General features: G+C 62.7%; 17 protein-coding genes. 6 read left to right on the plus strand and 11 right to left on the minus strand.

The genetic code is table 11. The annotated features are described in order from the left end of the window. Nucleotides 1–3 precede the first annotated feature (3 nt). Genes GC119_RS08170 through purN form a run of 3 tightly spaced genes read right to left on the minus strand, consistent with a single transcriptional unit; the run spans nucleotide 4 to nucleotide 2565 of the window. The gene (locus tag GC119_RS08170) at nucleotides 4–363 is read right to left on the minus strand and encodes a hypothetical protein (protein WP_070576851.1); all 360 of its coding nucleotides are present in this window, start codon (nucleotides 361–363) and stop codon (nucleotides 4–6) included. Between the two features lie 20 nt (nucleotides 364–383). Next, nucleotides 384–1934, minus strand: coding sequence for a bifunctional phosphoribosylaminoimidazolecarboxamide formyltransferase/IMP cyclohydrolase (purH, locus tag GC119_RS08175; RefSeq protein WP_151952868.1), 1551 nt, complete (start codon nucleotides 1932–1934; stop codon nucleotides 384–386). Nucleotides 1935–1956: 22 nt separating this feature from the next. Next, nucleotides 1957–2565 carry a phosphoribosylglycinamide formyltransferase gene (purN, locus tag GC119_RS08180; protein ID WP_151952869.1) on the minus strand — a complete coding sequence of 203 codons (609 nt, stop codon included), beginning with the start codon at nucleotides 2563–2565 and terminating at the stop codon, nucleotides 1957–1959. Nucleotides 2566–2791: 226 nt separating this feature from the next. On the opposite strand from purN, the gene cmtR reads away from it, so the two are divergent. The 3 genes from cmtR (at nucleotide 2792) to GC119_RS08195 (ending at nucleotide 4344) form a co-directional block, all read left to right on the plus strand. After that, nucleotides 2792–3154: a Cd(II)/Pb(II)-sensing metalloregulatory transcriptional regulator CmtR gene (gene cmtR / locus GC119_RS08185; RefSeq protein ID WP_081499761.1), complete on the plus strand. Its 363-nt coding sequence runs from the start codon at nucleotides 2792–2794 to the stop codon at nucleotides 3152–3154. Then, nucleotides 3151–3750, plus strand: a complete 600-nt coding sequence (locus GC119_RS08190) for a cadmium resistance transporter (protein ID WP_070576858.1) — start codon at nucleotides 3151–3153, stop codon at nucleotides 3748–3750. The genes cmtR and GC119_RS08190 overlap by 4 nt, the downstream gene beginning before the upstream one ends. A gap of 141 nt (nucleotides 3751–3891) precedes the next feature. Beyond that, nucleotides 3892–4344 carry a hypothetical protein gene (locus GC119_RS08195; protein ID WP_070777451.1) on the plus strand — a complete coding sequence of 151 codons (453 nt, stop codon included), beginning with the start codon at nucleotides 3892–3894 and terminating at the stop codon, nucleotides 4342–4344. Between the two features lie 16 nt (nucleotides 4345–4360). Here GC119_RS08195 and GC119_RS08200 read toward each other — a convergent pair whose 3' ends face one another. Next, nucleotides 4361–5524 carry a DUF6350 family protein gene (locus GC119_RS08200; protein WP_070576865.1) on the minus strand — a complete coding sequence of 388 codons (1164 nt, stop codon included), beginning with the start codon at nucleotides 5522–5524 and terminating at the stop codon, nucleotides 4361–4363. A 122-nt stretch (nucleotides 5525–5646) separates the two neighbouring features. Here GC119_RS08200 and GC119_RS08205 point away from each other — a divergent pair, with 122 nt between their 5' ends. After that, on the plus strand, nucleotides 5647–7236 hold the full coding sequence (locus tag GC119_RS08205) for a hypothetical protein (RefSeq protein WP_151952870.1): 1590 nt from the start codon (nucleotides 5647–5649) through the stop codon (nucleotides 7234–7236). A gap of 128 nt (nucleotides 7237–7364) precedes the next feature. Here the strand turns inward: GC119_RS08205 and rdgB are convergent, their stop codons facing one another. Genes rdgB through clpS form a run of 5 tightly spaced genes read right to left on the minus strand, consistent with a single transcriptional unit; the run spans nucleotide 7365 to nucleotide 10439 of the window. Beyond that, on the minus strand, nucleotides 7365–7982 hold the full coding sequence (gene rdgB / locus GC119_RS08210) for an RdgB/HAM1 family non-canonical purine NTP pyrophosphatase (RefSeq protein ID WP_151952871.1): 618 nt from the start codon (nucleotides 7980–7982) through the stop codon (nucleotides 7365–7367). Next, nucleotides 7979–8704 carry a ribonuclease PH gene (rph, locus tag GC119_RS08215; protein ID WP_151952872.1) on the minus strand — a complete coding sequence of 242 codons (726 nt, stop codon included), beginning with the start codon at nucleotides 8702–8704 and terminating at the stop codon, nucleotides 7979–7981. Before rph ends, rdgB begins: the two co-directional genes overlap by 4 nt. 21 nt (nucleotides 8705–8725) lie before the next feature. After that, the gene (locus GC119_RS08220) at nucleotides 8726–9571 is read right to left on the minus strand and encodes an MBL fold metallo-hydrolase (RefSeq protein ID WP_151952873.1); all 846 of its coding nucleotides are present in this window, start codon (nucleotides 9569–9571) and stop codon (nucleotides 8726–8728) included. Beyond that, nucleotides 9568–10131, minus strand: coding sequence for a DUF2017 domain-containing protein (locus tag GC119_RS08225; RefSeq protein ID WP_151952874.1), 564 nt, complete (start codon nucleotides 10129–10131; stop codon nucleotides 9568–9570). Before GC119_RS08225 ends, GC119_RS08220 begins: the two co-directional genes overlap by 4 nt. Continuing rightward, nucleotides 10128–10439 carry an ATP-dependent Clp protease adapter ClpS gene (gene clpS, locus GC119_RS08230; protein WP_070576881.1) on the minus strand — a complete coding sequence of 104 codons (312 nt, stop codon included), beginning with the start codon at nucleotides 10437–10439 and terminating at the stop codon, nucleotides 10128–10130. The genes GC119_RS08225 and clpS overlap by 4 nt, the downstream gene beginning before the upstream one ends. A 64-nt stretch (nucleotides 10440–10503) precedes the next feature. Between clpS and GC119_RS08235 the strand changes: the two genes are divergently transcribed. Then, nucleotides 10504–11829, plus strand: a complete 1326-nt coding sequence (locus tag GC119_RS08235) for a nicotinate phosphoribosyltransferase (RefSeq protein ID WP_151952875.1) — start codon at nucleotides 10504–10506, stop codon at nucleotides 11827–11829. Nucleotides 11830–11836: 7 nt separating this feature from the next. Here the strand turns inward: GC119_RS08235 and GC119_RS08240 are convergent, their stop codons facing one another. After that, nucleotides 11837–13636, minus strand: coding sequence for a DEAD/DEAH box helicase (locus GC119_RS08240; RefSeq protein ID WP_151952876.1), 1800 nt, complete (start codon nucleotides 13634–13636; stop codon nucleotides 11837–11839). Further along, the gene (locus GC119_RS08245; RefSeq protein ID WP_151952877.1) at nucleotides 13633–13905 is read right to left on the minus strand and encodes a DUF3039 domain-containing protein; all 273 of its coding nucleotides are present in this window, start codon (nucleotides 13903–13905) and stop codon (nucleotides 13633–13635) included. The genes GC119_RS08240 and GC119_RS08245 overlap by 4 nt, the downstream gene beginning before the upstream one ends. Nucleotides 13906–13936: 31 nt before the next feature. Here GC119_RS08245 and GC119_RS08250 point away from each other — a divergent pair, with 31 nt between their 5' ends. Further along, the gene (locus tag GC119_RS08250) at nucleotides 13937–14449 is read left to right on the plus strand and encodes a flavin reductase family protein (protein WP_151952878.1); all 513 of its coding nucleotides are present in this window, start codon (nucleotides 13937–13939) and stop codon (nucleotides 14447–14449) included. The last annotated feature ends 257 nt before the right edge of the window (nucleotides 14450–14706 follow it).

Consider the following 14706-nt stretch of genomic DNA (forward strand, 5'->3'; position numbering starts at 1 on the left):
GGGTCAGGCTGACGGCAGGGTCAGGGCCAGAAAAACCAAGAGGGCCGCGGCCAGCAGCGTTGTCGCAGCATCGGTGACTGCGCTTCGGTTGACCCAGGTTTTCTGCCATGAGCTCGGAATGATCCGCAGCAGCCCAACAGCGCCGATTGTCGCGGCGAGCATAATGCCGCCCACGCGAACGTTCACCAGCGCACCGGCGCAGGACAAGGCGATGCCGATCAGCGTGTACAGGAGAACCCAGTCGCGCCGCACCGGGTTGGAGTAGCGGCGCTTCCAGTAGATCCACCGTTTGGAAATGGGACCGCGGCCGCCCTTGCGAGCACGGCTCGCACGGCGGCTGCGGGTTTTTCCGGCTTGTGCCATATCGTGTGGGCGACGGTCGATCAGTGGAAGAAGTGGCGCGTGCCGGTGAAGTACATCGAAATGCCCGCGGCTTCGGCAGCGGCGATGACCTCTTCGTCACGGATCGAACCGCCGGGTTGAACGACGGCTTTCACACCGCCGTCGATGAGCACCTGGAGGCCATCGGCAAACGGGAAGAACGCGTCCGAGGCCGCAACCGATCCCTGAGCGCGTTCAGCGCCTGCTCGGTCAACGGCGAGCTTCGCAGAGTCCACGCGGTTGACCTGCCCCATGCCCACACCGACGGCTGCGCCACCGGATGCCAGCAGGATCGCGTTGGACTTCACTGCGCGGCAGGCCCGCCACGCGAATTCGAGGTCGGCCAGTGTCTCTTCGTCCACGGCTTGACCGGCTGCCAGTGTCCACTGATCTGCACGGTCGCCGACAGCCTGCAGCGCGTCGCGGTCCTGCACGAGGAGTCCTCCGCTGACCTGACGGTATTCCATGGGCGGCACCGAGTAGCCGTCGATCTCAAGGATCCGCAGGTTCTTCTTGGTCTGCAGCAGCTCCAGCGCATCAGCGTCATAGCCGGGTGCAATGACCACTTCGGTGAAGATCGGCTTGATTGATTCGGCTGTGGCCAGGTCAACCTGACGGTTGCAGGCAATGACGCCGCCGTAGGCTGACAGCGAATCGGTGGCGTGGGCCAGTCGGTGTGCTTCGGCAATCGTGTCCGCTGTTGCGATGCCGCACGGATTGGCGTGTTTGATGATCGCAACGGCTGGGTCTTCGTGGTCGTAGGCGGCGCGCAGAGCCGCGTCGGTGTCCACGTAGTTGTTGTAGGACATCTCCTTGCCGCCGTGCTGGACGGCGTTGGCTACGCCGCCGGTGCCGGGTGACGCGTAGACGGCTGCTTTCTGGTGCGGGTTTTCGCCGTAGCGCAGGTCGTTCTTCTTCTCTGCGGTCATCCCGAAGAAGTCCGGTTCGGCATCTTCCCCGCCCAGCTGCTGGCCGAACCACGCCGCAACCGCGACATCGTATGCGGCGGTGTGTTCGAAAGCGGCCTTGGCAAGTTCGCGGCGGGCGGCAAGGTCGAACCCACCGGAACCGGCGGCCTCGATGACTTCTGCGTACCGTTCCGGGTCGGTCACAACGGCAACCGTGGGGTGGTTCTTTGCAGCTGCGCGCACCATGGATGGTCCGCCGATGTCGATCTGTTCGACGACGTCGTCATACCCGGCGCCCGAGGCAGCCGTTTCAACAAACGGGTAGAGGTTGACCACAACGAGGTCGAACTGTTCAACGCCCAGCTGCTCCAGCTGGTCCATGTGGTCGGCTTTGCGGGAATCGGCGAGGATGCCGGCGTGGACCTTCGGATGCAGCGTCTTGACGCGCCCTTCGAGGCATTCGGGGAAGCCGGTCAGCTGTTCGACTGGCGTCACTGGCACTCCTGCGGCTTCAATCCGCGCCGCGGTCGAACCGGTTGACACGATGTCGACACCCTGGGTCGTCAGCCCGGCTGCCAGCTCTTCGAGTCCGGTCTTGTCATAGACGCTGATAAGTGCTCGTCGGATGGGACGCTGGTCGTTCACTCTGCTCCTCGGTCAGGTTGCTTCACGGAGCTGACGGCGTGTACCCGGACACATGCCGTCCACTCACTTCGAGTGTGCCGTGCTCAAGAAAGCGCAGAAGATGCACAAGCTCGCGGCGCTCGATTGCTTTGATTCTTTCATGCAGGACCGTTTCGGTTTCATTCGGTTCGATCACAACGGGAAACTGCGCGATGATCGGTCCGGTGTCCACGCCCTCATCAACCAGGTGAATGGTGGTCCCTGTGACCTTGGCGCCGTAGTCAAGCGCGTCGCGCACCCCGTGAGCACCGGGGAAAGCCGGCAGAAGAGCCGGGTGAGTGTTGATGATCCGTCCGCCGAAGCGCGAAACGAACGAGGCTCCCAGGATTCGCATGAAGCCTGCCGAGACGATCCAATCGGGGCTGTAGCCGGCAACAGTCTCAGTAAAAGCCTGGTCCCATGCCGCACGGTCGGCGTAGTCCCGCGGGTGCGCACTGAACACCTCGATGTCGGCCGCGCGAGCCCGGTCAAGGACCGGCGCGTCTGCCAGATCAGAGCCGACGGCGACGATCTCGACGCCCGTGTTTGCAAGCCCGTCGATGACGGCTTGGACGAGGGAACCGGTGCCGGAGGCCAGGAGCAGTAGACGCACATGCGGAATTGTATGCCAGCTTTTGCATCAACCCCTATACGCCTTGGTCAGCTCCGGCAGTCTATGTGGTGCATTTGGGCAGCAACAGAAGAGGTGAAAGCAGGCCGCCACATGAAGCTGCGAAAAACCGCTGAGCAAAGTCAACAGCCGCATAGACCTCTTGTCGTTCCCGTAAAATCTAGAAAATCTAGTCGCACTATTCAGTGTTTGCTGTATAGTTCACTACATGCTGACCAATTCTGCTCGTTTAGATGTCATGAACCGGTTGGGTCGAGCCATGGCCGATCCCACGCGATCCCGAATTTTATTAACGCTGTTGGAGGGGCCTGAATATCCGGCGGTCCTTGCCCACGCTCTGGACCTGACACGGTCTAATGTGTCCAACCACCTGGCCTGTCTGCGCGATTGTGGCATTGTGGTCGGCAAGCATCAGGGACGCCAAACCCGCTACGAGATCGCGGACCCACACTTGGCGCAGGCACTGACTGCCTTGGTGGACACGACCCTGGCCGTTGACGTAGCTGCCCCTTGCATTGATCCGGTCTGCACTGTTGCCGGTTGTGCTCATGATGAGGAGCTCAGCGCGTGATTTCTTCCCTCGTGCAGGCGATTGGCCTGTTTATCGCCACCAACATTGATGACGTCGTCATCCTGTCTCTGTTTTTTGCCCGAGGCCAGGGACAACCAGGAACCACCCGCCGCATCCTGGTGGGACAATATCTAGGATTCCTGGGTATTTTAGGCGCTGCGGCAGCAGCAGCCTTTGGCGCCCAAATACTGCTGCCGGAAGCCATCCTGCCGTACTTTGGCCTGATTCCCCTGGGGTTGGGTCTCTGGGCGGCATGGCAGGCCTGGCGAAATCGCGGCGAAGACGATGATGACGAAGCACAGCTGGAAGGCAAACGCGTCTCGATCTGGGCCGTGGCGGCCGTGACCTTCGCCAACGGCGGCGACAATCTCGGCGTCTATGTGCCAGTGTTCGTCAGCGTCAGCTGGGGTGCAGTGCTGGCCTGCTGCATCGTCTTCTTAGTACTGGTGGCCGTCCTGGTGTTCCTGGCCAAATGGATCAGCTCAAGAAAACCTATTGCCGAAGCCCTGGAACGGTGGGAAGACATTCTCTTCCCAGCAGTGCTCATCGGGCTGGGCATCGTCATCCTCGTCAGCGGTGGAGCCTTCGGACTATAAGCAACCCACACCACAGTTGAATCGCCCATGAGTGACAGACCCGCGCAAGACACTGTCCACCAGGTAGAGCAAATCTGAGCGGGGCGGACCGCCAAGCGGCCAGCAGCCACATCTGTCACGAGGTATGCCAAGATGGACAGCGTGACTCAACCCGAAGCAAATACCCAGAAGCCGAAGAAGGATTCCGAGCAGCCAAGCCGAGCCGCCCAGCTCGGAACGACACTGAGCATGCTCGTCATCGGCGGTCTCCTGGTGTCCATGCTCGGTGTTCCCATCAAGGTGGCGGCCGGCGTTCTCGCTGTTGCCGCCGTCGTTGTGGCCATTCGCTTCTTTGCTGCATCGAGCCGGGAGAACCGCCCAGCTTCGTGGTTCATCATGGGCGTCATCAGCATCATCGTGTCCGGCTACGTGGGGCTGGGCACAATCGGCACGATGCTCACCTACCAGGAGCAGGCGGACTACCAGGAGTGTGTCAGCTCAGCCCTGACCGAACAGGCTTCAGTGTCGTGCACTTCGGAATACAACACAGCCCTCAACAGCAAGTTCAAGAACCTCACGGGCATCGACATGCCCGGACTTGCCCCGGAAAGCTGATTTCCTCAGGCACGGTTCAATCTCGTGCGGCGAAGTGGTCGCGCAGCCGCACCATTCCAATGCCCGCGAAGACGACGGCACACGTGCCCAGACCCGCCAGGAGCATCGTGGGCACAACGTCCACGCCGATTTCGCTGAGGCCTCCCCCGCCGATGCCGCCGGAGAAGAACAGGCACAGCACGGAAAAGCCCAGGAGAATCTGAACCGAAGAGAACACCGCCGGCCACAGCTGGGCAGCCGACTGCCACTCGGCCCGCCCGGTCACCGCCGCAGCGACGGCGACAACCGGAATGAGCGCGAGCAGGCCGGCCCACGGACTGGGCTCGGGCGGGAAAGCGTAGGCGATGGGAAGCGGCGGAACGATGCCCTCGGCACCTCGGTAGGCTGACAGTTCGACACCTCTGGCGAGAGTGACTCCCGCACCGGAAACCCAGGCAATGCCCGCCGCCCACACGGTCGGCGCGTAGGCAAGCTGGATCACACCCAGTCCCACCGCTGCAGCACTCGGCGATGAGTACGCCTGCAGCACGGCTGTCACCTCACCGAAGCGCACGGCTATCAAAACGGCGAGAACGACGTTCGAGCTGATGATCAGCGCCGCGAAGACACGCAGGGTCTGGGCACGAGACATGCGCAGAGCTTCAAGCGCGGCTGAGCCCATGTAGTCGCGCACGGCCCGGTTGATGAGCTCACCGGCCGGCCGCAGGGACACGAGTACGGGACCGCTCAAAAGCACGCAGACACGGATGACACCGCGCAGGTCAAAGGCGGCTCCGCCGATGCTCGCGGCGATGAGCACCAACAGCGCAAAGATCCCGAAGAGCGAAGCGGCCCCGATGATCCGAGACACCAGGCGGTCCTCACCTTCTGGGTCACTGTCGTCGAGCATCCGGCGCAGCCGCACCCCACTCCAGTAGACGGCAAAGAACAGCGCGAGGTTGGCGAGGGTCGGCGGCAGAGACAGCACGGCTGATCCCAACGGCACGGCAAGACCAGCGGCGGCGGCGATTCCGCGCGTCGCCCACACGAGGATGACCGAGGTGGGCATGAGGTGTGCAGCGGCTATCGTCCACACCGCAGCACCTGAGAGGAACGCAACAGCACCCACCACGATGACAGCCGGAAACGCCGAGCGGACTGCGAAGAAGGGGATGCGAAGTCTTTGTGCCGAGGGGTCCATTGTCCCTATGGTGCACGAGCTTCGGCTCGGTTCCCAGCTTCCACGCGGAAAGAAGGTGCAGACTGGGCCCAACTGATAGATTGAGGCGCAGGTCTCAGACAATCAACGCGAAGAAGGAAGCAATGAGCAAGCCAACGCCCGAAGAAGGCAGCAACAGCTCGTCGTCTCCACAGCCGAACTACGGCACCGGACGTCCCCCTGAACAGCCGACTCCCCCGAGCAGCCCTGCAAACGGCTATGGACCGCAGGCGCCTCAACGAGCACCCCAAAGCGGCACGCCCGCGCCGAAGCCCGCAGCCGAACCTCCGATGGGCAACCCGCCCGGAGGCGAAGACGCCAAAACCACGGTGCTTCCTCCCGCCGGTGCGCAGGACCCAGCACAGGCTCCCAGGCAGGAAAGCCCACAGCAGCCGCAGACTAGTCCGCAGGGCCCACCGCAGGCCGGGCAGCACAGTGCTCGCCCCGCCTCGGCACCTCGTGGCCCTGCAGACGGCAACACCGCGGTCATACCCCCTGTGAGCCCAAGCGCAGGCAGCGCCGGTGCTTTCGGCGCAGGCGCTGCGGCAGGGGCCGGTGCTGCGGGTGCAGGTCGGATGACACCTCCGCCGGGTCCCGGCATGGGCACCCCAGCAGGTGGCGGCGGCACTGCGATTGCCGCCGCCCCGGTCCGCGAACGCCCCAGAAAAAAGTCCAACACGGCGGCGTGGCTGATCCCTGTGATCGCCGCTTCCGTCGTGGTGATCCTGGTGATTGTCGGCGCTATTGCGCACTTCATCATCAACCGCACCGTGTATGGCCCAGACGCCACGGCTGAAAAATTCGTCGAGGCTCTCAACGAAGGGGACTTCGAAAAGGCGCGCTCATACGCATCGTTTGATACACCCGAAAACGCCTACACTGACCTCATCGACGACCCGAAGTATGCAAAGGCAGCTGCCGATACTCTGTCCAATGCCCAGGTGACCGCTTCGGAGCGCAATGGCGATGATGTCAAGATCACCGTCGGATACAAACAGGGCGAAGAAGACAAGAGCATCGATCTGACCGGCAGCAAGGACGGCAAGCAAGGACTCTTCTTCGACAAGTGGAAGCTCAATGCCCCTGACCTCGGCACCGTGAAGATCAACGCCCCGGCCGGCGCGAAGGTCAAGATCAACGGGGAGGACTTCACAACCTCCAACCCCGACACCGAGTACGCGGTCCTGCCCGGCACCTACGAAATCTCCACTGAGGGTTCGAAGTTCATTGAATCGGCTTCGGCAAAGACCACGGTCGGTTTCGGCGGCGACGACGGCGGCGCAGAGCTCAAGGTCGACCCGAAGCCCACAGGCGAACTGGGCAAGGAAGTGCAGAAGCAGGTCGACAAGCGCATCGACGACTGCAAGAAGGCCAAAGAGTTCGAAAAGAAGGGCTGCGGTCCCATCTCGCTGCCGAAGAAGGCACAGAACACCAGCATCAAGCCTGAAAAGGACGTCAAGCTCAACACTGTTTCGTGGAAGGTGACCAACCCGAAGGTGTCCGCGAAGCTTGACAGCGGAAGCGGCAAGGGCACGTTCCGCACCACCGACAACGGCAAGGCGCAGTTCTCGGCCGACTCGAAGAGCCGCGGCAAGAATGCGTGGAAGCTGGCGACCCCTGCACCCGTGATCGCCAGCGGCGAATTCGAAATCGACGGTGACTCCATCAAGATCACCGAGATCTACGGCTGGTAATACAGAACCTGCAGCTTCAGAATAAAAGGCGCGGCCGGTGAGTACACCGGCCGCGCCTTTTCTGCGCGCAGGGCTGAAGGTGCGAACGCGCAGAAACGTACGCCGCCGGTCCGCTGAGACGGCGCAGGTCAGCTCGCGAAGTGTGCTCGAACCTTCTCCACCAGCTCGCTGAAGGCCCTCCCCCGGTGGGAAACAGCGTTCTTCTCCTCCCGGCTGTACTCTGCCAGGCAGCGGTCTTGGCCTTCCGGAATGAAGATGGGGTCGTAGCCGAACCCGCCCGATCCGTGCGGTGCGCGGGCCAGCGCACCCGGCAGGGCACCTCGGCAGACGATCTCAGTGCCGTCGGTATCGACAAAGGCCGCGGCGCATACGAAAGCGGCAGCGCGGTCAGAGTCTTTGACATCTGCCAGCTGAGCCAGCAGCAGTCGGTTGTTGGCGAGGTCGTCCCCGTGGCTGCCGCTCCAGCGAGCGGAGAAGATGCCCGGCGCACCACCCAGAATGCCGACGGTCAGACCGGAGTCGTCAGCAAAAGCGGGTCGACCCGCTTCGGCAGCGGCGGAGCGGGCTTTGATCAGCGCGTTCTCTTCGAACGTCGTGCCGTCTTCTACGGGGCTGCTAAGGCCCAAAGCCGAAGATGTCACAACTGTCATGCCCGGCAGGGTCCGCGAGAGGATTGCTTCGAGTTCGGCGCGTTTGCCTTCGTTTCCGGTAGCCAGAACGACCCGGCCGCCATCCTGGCCGGTCATGCCTCGAGCGCTTCTTTCTGCAGGCGAGTCAGCTCGGCACAGCCAAGGGAAGCAAGGTCGAGCAGCGCTGTGAGTTCGCCCCTGTCGAACGGTTCGCCTTCGGCAGTGCCCTGGATTTCAATGAACTTGCCGGAGCCGGTCATGACCACGTTCATGTCGGTTTCGGCCTGCGAGTCCTCTTCGTAAGGCAGGTCGAGAACCGGGGTGCCGTTGACAATGCCGACGGAGACTGCCGCCAGCGAGTCCGAGAGCACTTTGGCACTGCTGCGAATCCAGCCGAGTTCGCGCCCCTTTTCAATCGCGTCGTGCAGCGCGAGGTAGGCCCCTGTGATGGCTGCCGTGCGGGTTCCGCCGTCGGCTTGGAGGACGTCGCAGTCCAGTTGGATGGTGTTTTCGCCCAGCTGTGCAGTGTCGACGACGGCGCGCAGGCTGCGGCCGATCAGTCGTGAGATTTCGTGGGTCCGTCCGCCCACCTTGCCGCGGACGGATTCGCGGCTCGACCGGGTGTGGGTGGCACGCGGCAGCATGGCGTATTCGCCTGTGACCCATCCGGTGCCCTCACCTTTGAGCCAGCGGGGCACGCCTTCGGTCAGCGAGGCTGCGCACAGCACGCGCGTGTTCCCGAACTCCACGAGCACGGAGCCCTCGGCGTGGTCGAGCCAACCGCGCTGGAAGGAAACGGGTCGAAGCTGATCGGCCGTGCGGCCGTCAAAGCGGGTCATGACTGCTCCTCAGTGTTGTTGTTAGGCACCTGCGGCCACGGGTTCTGACGTCCGCTGTGCCCGGATCTCCCATGTGCGGTCAGGCACTGCAAGATCGATGGGGCCGGTGTAGTGGTGTGCTGCCGCGGCGGCGACGGTCTCGGCATTGGTCCAGGGTGCAATGTGCGTCAGAATCAGCCGTTGTGCCCCGGCTTCCTGCGCGGTGCGGCCAGCGCGTTCGCCGTTGAGGTGGATGCCGCGCACTGTGTCGCGGCCGTCTTCGAACGCAGCTTCACATAGGAAGGCGTCAGCGCCGCGTGCCGCGGTGGTCAGGTTGTCGCAGGCGTCGGAGTCACCGGAGTAGGCCAACACGGCACCGGCGTATTCGACCCGCACGGCATAGGTTTCAACCGGGTGGTGCACGAGGTGCGGGGTGATGGTCACAGGACCGACCGTGAAGGATTCGCCATTGCGCATGTCGGTGAAGTCAAATGCCTGCTCGAGATCTCCCGAGGCGGAATCGGCTGGAATGGGGCTTGCTCCGGGTTCCGTATGGTGGGCGGCGGTGAGCCGTTCGCGGGTTCCCGCCGGCCCGTACACTGCCAACCGGTTCGGATGCCCGCCCGCTTCCAGGAATCGCGGGTCGTAGCGGTGCATGACGTACAGGCCGGTCACGTCGAGGCAGTGGTCGGGATGTAGGTGACTGAGCACGATCGCGTCGATGTCGGTGTGGGTGATCCAGCGCTGCAGCGGCCCCAGCGCGCCCGAACCCAGGTCGAGAACGATGTTCCACGTTCTGTCGGCTTCCACCTGCAGCAGATAGCAGCTTGCGGCGGAATGCGGACCGGGGTAGGAACCGGACGTGCCGATCGCAGTGAGCTTCATCATTCGCTGTCCCCGTCCAGCTGGTTCATGAACAGTTCGGTGAAGCGCTCCTGTACCCACGAAAGGAAGTCGTAGATGGACAGCAGGGCGGAATCGTTGCCGTCCAGGTCATCTTCGCGGTCGTACAGCTGCTGCATATCGTCTTCGGTCACGATTCCCAGTCGACTGGATATGACCAGACGAACGTCGGTCAGGCCGATCATCCACGCGTGGGCTTCGTCCCGACCGATTTCGGCGGGACTGGTTTTGCTCAGTGTGAAGAGGATGGTCTGCAGGTTCGCGATTTTGCCTTCGCGGATGTCGTTTTCGGTGTAGCGGCGAAACTCAGCGGAGGCCTCTGGATTTTCCGGGTCGGCATCCGGCAGCAGCCGAAGGAGCGCCGGGTCGGTGGGCCGTTCGCGGTCTTCTATGCCCACGAGTTTCGCCAAGGGGTCGGTGCTTTCGCTGTCAGACCGACTGTCGAGCAGTGTGATGGTGTCGCTGACGACTCTGGCGACGATTGCCTTCTCCGTGCCGCCGAACTCCAGCTGCGCAAATGCCGAGCTGCTGGGATAGAGCTTCATGCCGCTCCCCCCGAATCCATTTGCCTGCACGAGGCCCACAGACCGAAGCCGTGCATGGCAGCGGTGTCTTTTTCCATTTCTTCGCGCGTTCCCTGGGACACAACGGCTTTGCCGTCATAGTGGACCTGTCGCATGAGCTGGGCGGCTTTTTCCGGGGAGTGGCCGAAGTAGGACCGGAACACGTATGTCACATAGGACATGAGGTTGACCGGGTCGTTGAACACGATCGTGACCCACGGCAGCGCAGGATCGGTCTGCGCGTCAGCGAGGACGTCGGATTCTGCAACGGGCAAGGCGGTGGTACTCACAGGAGTCAACTGTATTGCACTGACTCCCAAAAGACCCGCTGAGCGGTCCGATATGCTCGCGAGTATGCGTGAACTCACAACGTCAGACGGGCCGTCGACCGCTCTGCTGACCGATCATTACGAACTGACGATGCTGCAGGCAACTTTGGATGCCGGCACTGCGGATACTCCGTGTTTGTTTGAGATGTTCGGGCGCAGGCTCCCGCCTGGGCGCCGCTACGGTGTGGTTGCCGGCACCGGTCGGCTGCTGGAGGGACTGAGCCGCTTCCGGTTCGGCGATGACGAGCTGCGCTTTCTGCGCGAGACCGGTGTTGTCTCTGATGATGCTCTGGGCTGGCTGGCCGATTACCGCTTTTCCGGCACGATTCGCGGCTATCGGGAAGGCGATGTCTATTTTCCGGGCTCACCACTGCTCATTGTGGAGGCCCCGTTTGCCGAGGCGGTCATCCTGGAGACCCTCGCCCTGTCGGTCTACAACTACGACAGTGCGGTAGCGGCTGCGGCTTCGCGCATGAGCAGTGTGGCGGGGGGCCGGCCGCTGGCGGAAATGGGTTCGCGGCGCACCAATGAGAGCAGTGCTGTTGCCGCGGCCCGGGCCGCTGTTGTTGCCGGCTTCTCATCGACGTCGAATCTCGAGGCGGGGCGCCGGTTTGGTCTGCGCACCATCGGCACGTCGGCACATTCCTTCACCCTTCTGCACGCCGCGGAAGAAGACGCCTTTCGTGCGCAGATCAACTCACTCGGAACTGACACGACTGTTCTGCTGGACACCTATGACGTCGACGAAGCACTCGAAACAGCCATCCGCATAGCCGGTCCGAAACTCGGCGGTGTGCGCTTGGATTCGGGTGACCTCGGCATTCAGGCTGCCGAGGTGCGCGACAAGCTCGATGCCCTCGGGGCTCACAACACCACGATCACCGTCACGAGCGATCTCGATGAATACGCAATTGCCGCATTGGCGTCAGCTCCCGTGGATTCCTACGGTGTCGGCACTCGACTGGTGACCGGCTCCGGGGCACCCTCGGCCAACCTTGTGTACAAGCTCACGGCTAGGCAGGACGATTCCGGCAAGTGGCACTCGGTGGCCAAAAAGGCTGCGGGCAAGGGCTCACACGGCGGGCTCAAGACTGCGCGGCGGGTGCTGTCCGGCGGAACAGCCATACAGGAAGCCATTGGGGTTCCGCATCTTCCGGAGACTGTCGGCGGCGGTCGTGACCTGCAGGTTGACTTTGTTGTCGACGGGGAAATCGATGACAGCTTCACAGGCCCCGAGGCGGTTGTTCGAGCTCAGGAAATGCACCGGGCGGCCATGGCAGAACTGCCCCGTTCGGCACGGCGCCTGCAGGACGGCGACCCGACGATCCCGACGGTGTTCTACGACGCCTGAGCGGCAGCTATTTTCTGCCGACGAACCAGCGCTGCAGAGTGTTGATCCGGTCGAGGATCTGTTCGCGACTGGCTTGCGCTACAGCCGGTCCCCCGCAGGCTCTGCGCAGCTCCAGGTGAATTGAGCCGTGCGGTTTGCCTGTCCGGCGCGCCCACGCACCGACCATGGACTGCAGTTTGCTGCGGTCTTCTTTCAGCGCGCGGTGCTGAAGCTCCGCCGCATCGGCTTGCGGCTGTGGCTGTGCGGTCTGTCCGCCGCTGCCGCGTCGTTTGACCTGTTCGGCCTGCCTGGCCCGCAGGAGTTCGGCTACCTGGTCGGGTTCGAGCAGACCCGGAAGGCCGATGAAGTCGAGTTCGTCTTCCGAGCCGACGGCACCTCCGGCACCGAATTCGCCGCCGTCGAACAGCACTTTGTCAAAGGACGCCTGCGATTCCAGCGCCTCGTAGGCGCCCTCGTCTAGAGCCGACGACGCACTTTCGTTCCTGTTCGCCTGTTCGAGAGCATCATCATCGAGCAGATGCTCGTCTTCTTCACCGTCCTCGGTTCTGATGTCCAGCGCGTGATCGCGCTCAACTTCCAGCGAGTTGGCCAAGGCCAGGAGAATCGGCACGGATGGCAGGAAGATGGAGGCCGTTTCGCCGCGCTTGCGGGCACGCACGAAACGTCCAATGGCCTGCGCAAAGAACAGGGGTGTAGCCGATGATGTCGCATAGACCCCCACGGCCAGCCGCGGCACGTCGACGCCTTCGGACACCATGCGCACGGCGACCATCCACCGCCGGTCGGACTCTTGGAATTCGTCGATCCGATCGCTGGCGCCTGCTTCGTCTGAGAGCACGACGGTGACTTCTTCGCCTGTGATCTGCTTAAGCTGTTTTGCGTAGGCGCGTGCAGTGCTCTGGTCGGTCGCGATGACCAGACCGCCGGCGTCGGGGACGGAGCGCCGCACTTCGCTCAGCCTGATGTCAGCGGCTTTGAGGACCGCGGGGATCCATTCTCCGCGCGGGTCAAGTGCGGTCCGCCACGCTTGGGCGTGGATGTCTTTTGTCGCGTCAGCGCCCAGCAGGGTCTCCATGACGTCACCGGTTTTGGTCTTCCACCGCATATTGCCCGAGTAGGTCATGAAGATGACCGGGCGGACAACGCCGTCTTCGAGTGCGCGCGAATAGCCGTAGGAGTAGTCGGCCTGCGAAGTGCGAATGCCCTCGTCATCGGGTTCGTAGGTCACAAAGGGAATGGCTGCGGTGTCAGACCTGAAAGGCGTGCCTGTCAGCGACAGGCGGCGCCGGGCGGGGCTGAATGCTTCGCGGATCGCGTCTCCCCAGGAAAGTGCATCGCCGGCGTGGTGCACCTCGTCAAGTATGACGAGGGTGCGCGCACGGGCCGTCCTGTTGTGGTGCAGGACGGGTTTTGCTGCCACCTGTGCATAGGTCACTGCTACACCGTGGAAACCGGGAGCGGTCGAACCGTCGCTGTTCTTAAACCGCGGGTCGAGTTTGATGCCGACGCGGCCGGCAGCGTCTGCCCACTGCACTTTGAGGTGCTCGGTGGGCGCCACGACGGTCACGCGATCGACTTTGCGCTGTGCCAGCAGTTCGGCTGCCAGTCGCAGAGCGAAAGTGGTTTTACCCGCCCCGGGGGTAGCAACTGCGAGGAAATCTCGCGGTTCGGTGTTGAAGTACTGTTCGAGGGCTTCAGCCTGCCAGGCACGAAGCTTGCCGGCTGTACCCCACGCAGCGCGTTCGGGATAAGCCGGAGGCAGCTGCTCTGCTGCTGATGTGCCCGGAACTCTTCCGGGAGCGTTCACTGGTCGTCGGGCTCCTGGGGGCCTTCTGGAATGGATTCGTAGATTTCTCGGCAGGCTGGGCAGACGGGGAATTTCTGTGGGTCGCGGGAGGGAACCCAGACTTTGCCGCACAGGGCGACGATGGGCGTTCCGTTGACCATCGCCTCCATGATCTTGGCTTTGGGGGCGTAGTGCGAAAAGCGTTCGTGGTCGCCGGGTTCGGTCAGCTGCTCCTGTTGCTGACGTTCAATGGTGGCGCTGCCACCGGGAGCCGAGAACGTTTCAGACATGCCAGCATTCTAGCCACCTAAACTGAGCGGTATGGATAGACCCCAACGTGATTCCGTCGGCATTGACGACTATCGGCGCCTGACCGGCTATATGACTGCCGGGCTTGCTGTTCTGACATGTGCAAAGGGGTCGCACACCGCGGCAATCACCGTTGATTCTTATATGAGTGTGTCTTGGGATCCTCCGACGATGGCGGTTTCTGTCTATTCCGGTTCGCGCATGATGGAGGCTCTGGGCACTGCGAGGCGGTACACTCTGAGTGTTCTGTCTGCAGACCAGCAGGACACTGCCGAATGGCTTGGAACGCCCGGACAGCCTATCTACGGACTGCTGTCGCAGATCCCGACGGAGCAGACTGCGTTGGGCGAGGTGGCCATTGCCGGCTGTCTTGCCTATTTCACTGTCGTCATTGCGCAGCAAACGGAAATTGCGACGCACACCCTTGTTTCGGGGCCGGTTGTCGATCAAGGTGAGCGGAACGTTGAGGGGACTCCTCTACAGCGTTTTCATCGCTCATATGGGACATTCACCGATAGGCACTGAGCAAAGGCGCTGAGCGCAGAAACGAAGATTCCCCGGGCGGTGTGAAGCTGCACGGGGAAACACAAAACAGGAAGCACATAGCAAAGCTGCCCAAGACGTCTATAGGCGAAGGGCCTATGGAATAAGCAGCGGTGTGGGATTTGAGGTGGTGAATGGGTGAAGGCCCTGGCAGGGGTTCTGGGAGCAGTGTTGCTCGACCAGGTCCTGTCAGGGCCTCCATGTGGTGTGGTTGCGGCGGTGTCTTACTCTCCCACACG

It is taken from the genome of Brevibacterium sp. Marseille-P9724, from assembly GCF_902500275.1.
Taxonomy (GTDB): domain Bacteria; phylum Actinomycetota; class Actinomycetes; order Actinomycetales; family Brevibacteriaceae; genus Brevibacterium.

Bases quoted from the DNA above. Each gene is read 5' to 3' on its own strand.
- GC119_RS08170 (WP_070576851.1), bottom strand. From the start codon at position 363: ATGGCACAAGCCGGAAAAACCCGCAGCCGCCGTGCGAGCCGTGCTCGC.
- cmtR (WP_081499761.1), top strand. From the start codon at position 2,792: ATGCTGACCAATTCTGCTCGTTTAGATGTCATGAACCGGTTGGGTCGA.
- GC119_RS08200 (WP_070576865.1), bottom strand. From the start codon at position 5,524: ATGGACCCCTCGGCACAAAGACTTCGCATCCCCTTCTTCGCAGTCCGC.
- GC119_RS08205 (WP_151952870.1), top strand. From the start codon at position 5,647: ATGAGCAAGCCAACGCCCGAAGAAGGCAGCAACAGCTCGTCGTCTCCA.
- rdgB (WP_151952871.1), bottom strand. From the start codon at position 7,982: ATGACCGGCCAGGATGGCGGCCGGGTCGTTCTGGCTACCGGAAACGAA.
- rph (WP_151952872.1), bottom strand. From the start codon at position 8,704: ATGACCCGCTTTGACGGCCGCACGGCCGATCAGCTTCGACCCGTTTCC.
- GC119_RS08220 (WP_151952873.1), bottom strand. From the start codon at position 9,571: ATGATGAAGCTCACTGCGATCGGCACGTCCGGTTCCTACCCCGGTCCG.
- GC119_RS08225 (WP_151952874.1), bottom strand. From the start codon at position 10,131: ATGAAGCTCTATCCCAGCAGCTCGGCATTTGCGCAGCTGGAGTTCGGC.
- GC119_RS08235 (WP_151952875.1), top strand. From the start codon at position 10,504: ATGCGTGAACTCACAACGTCAGACGGGCCGTCGACCGCTCTGCTGACC.
- GC119_RS08245 (WP_151952877.1), bottom strand. From the start codon at position 13,905: ATGTCTGAAACGTTCTCGGCTCCCGGTGGCAGCGCCACCATTGAACGT.
- GC119_RS08250 (WP_151952878.1), top strand. From the start codon at position 13,937: ATGGATAGACCCCAACGTGATTCCGTCGGCATTGACGACTATCGGCGC.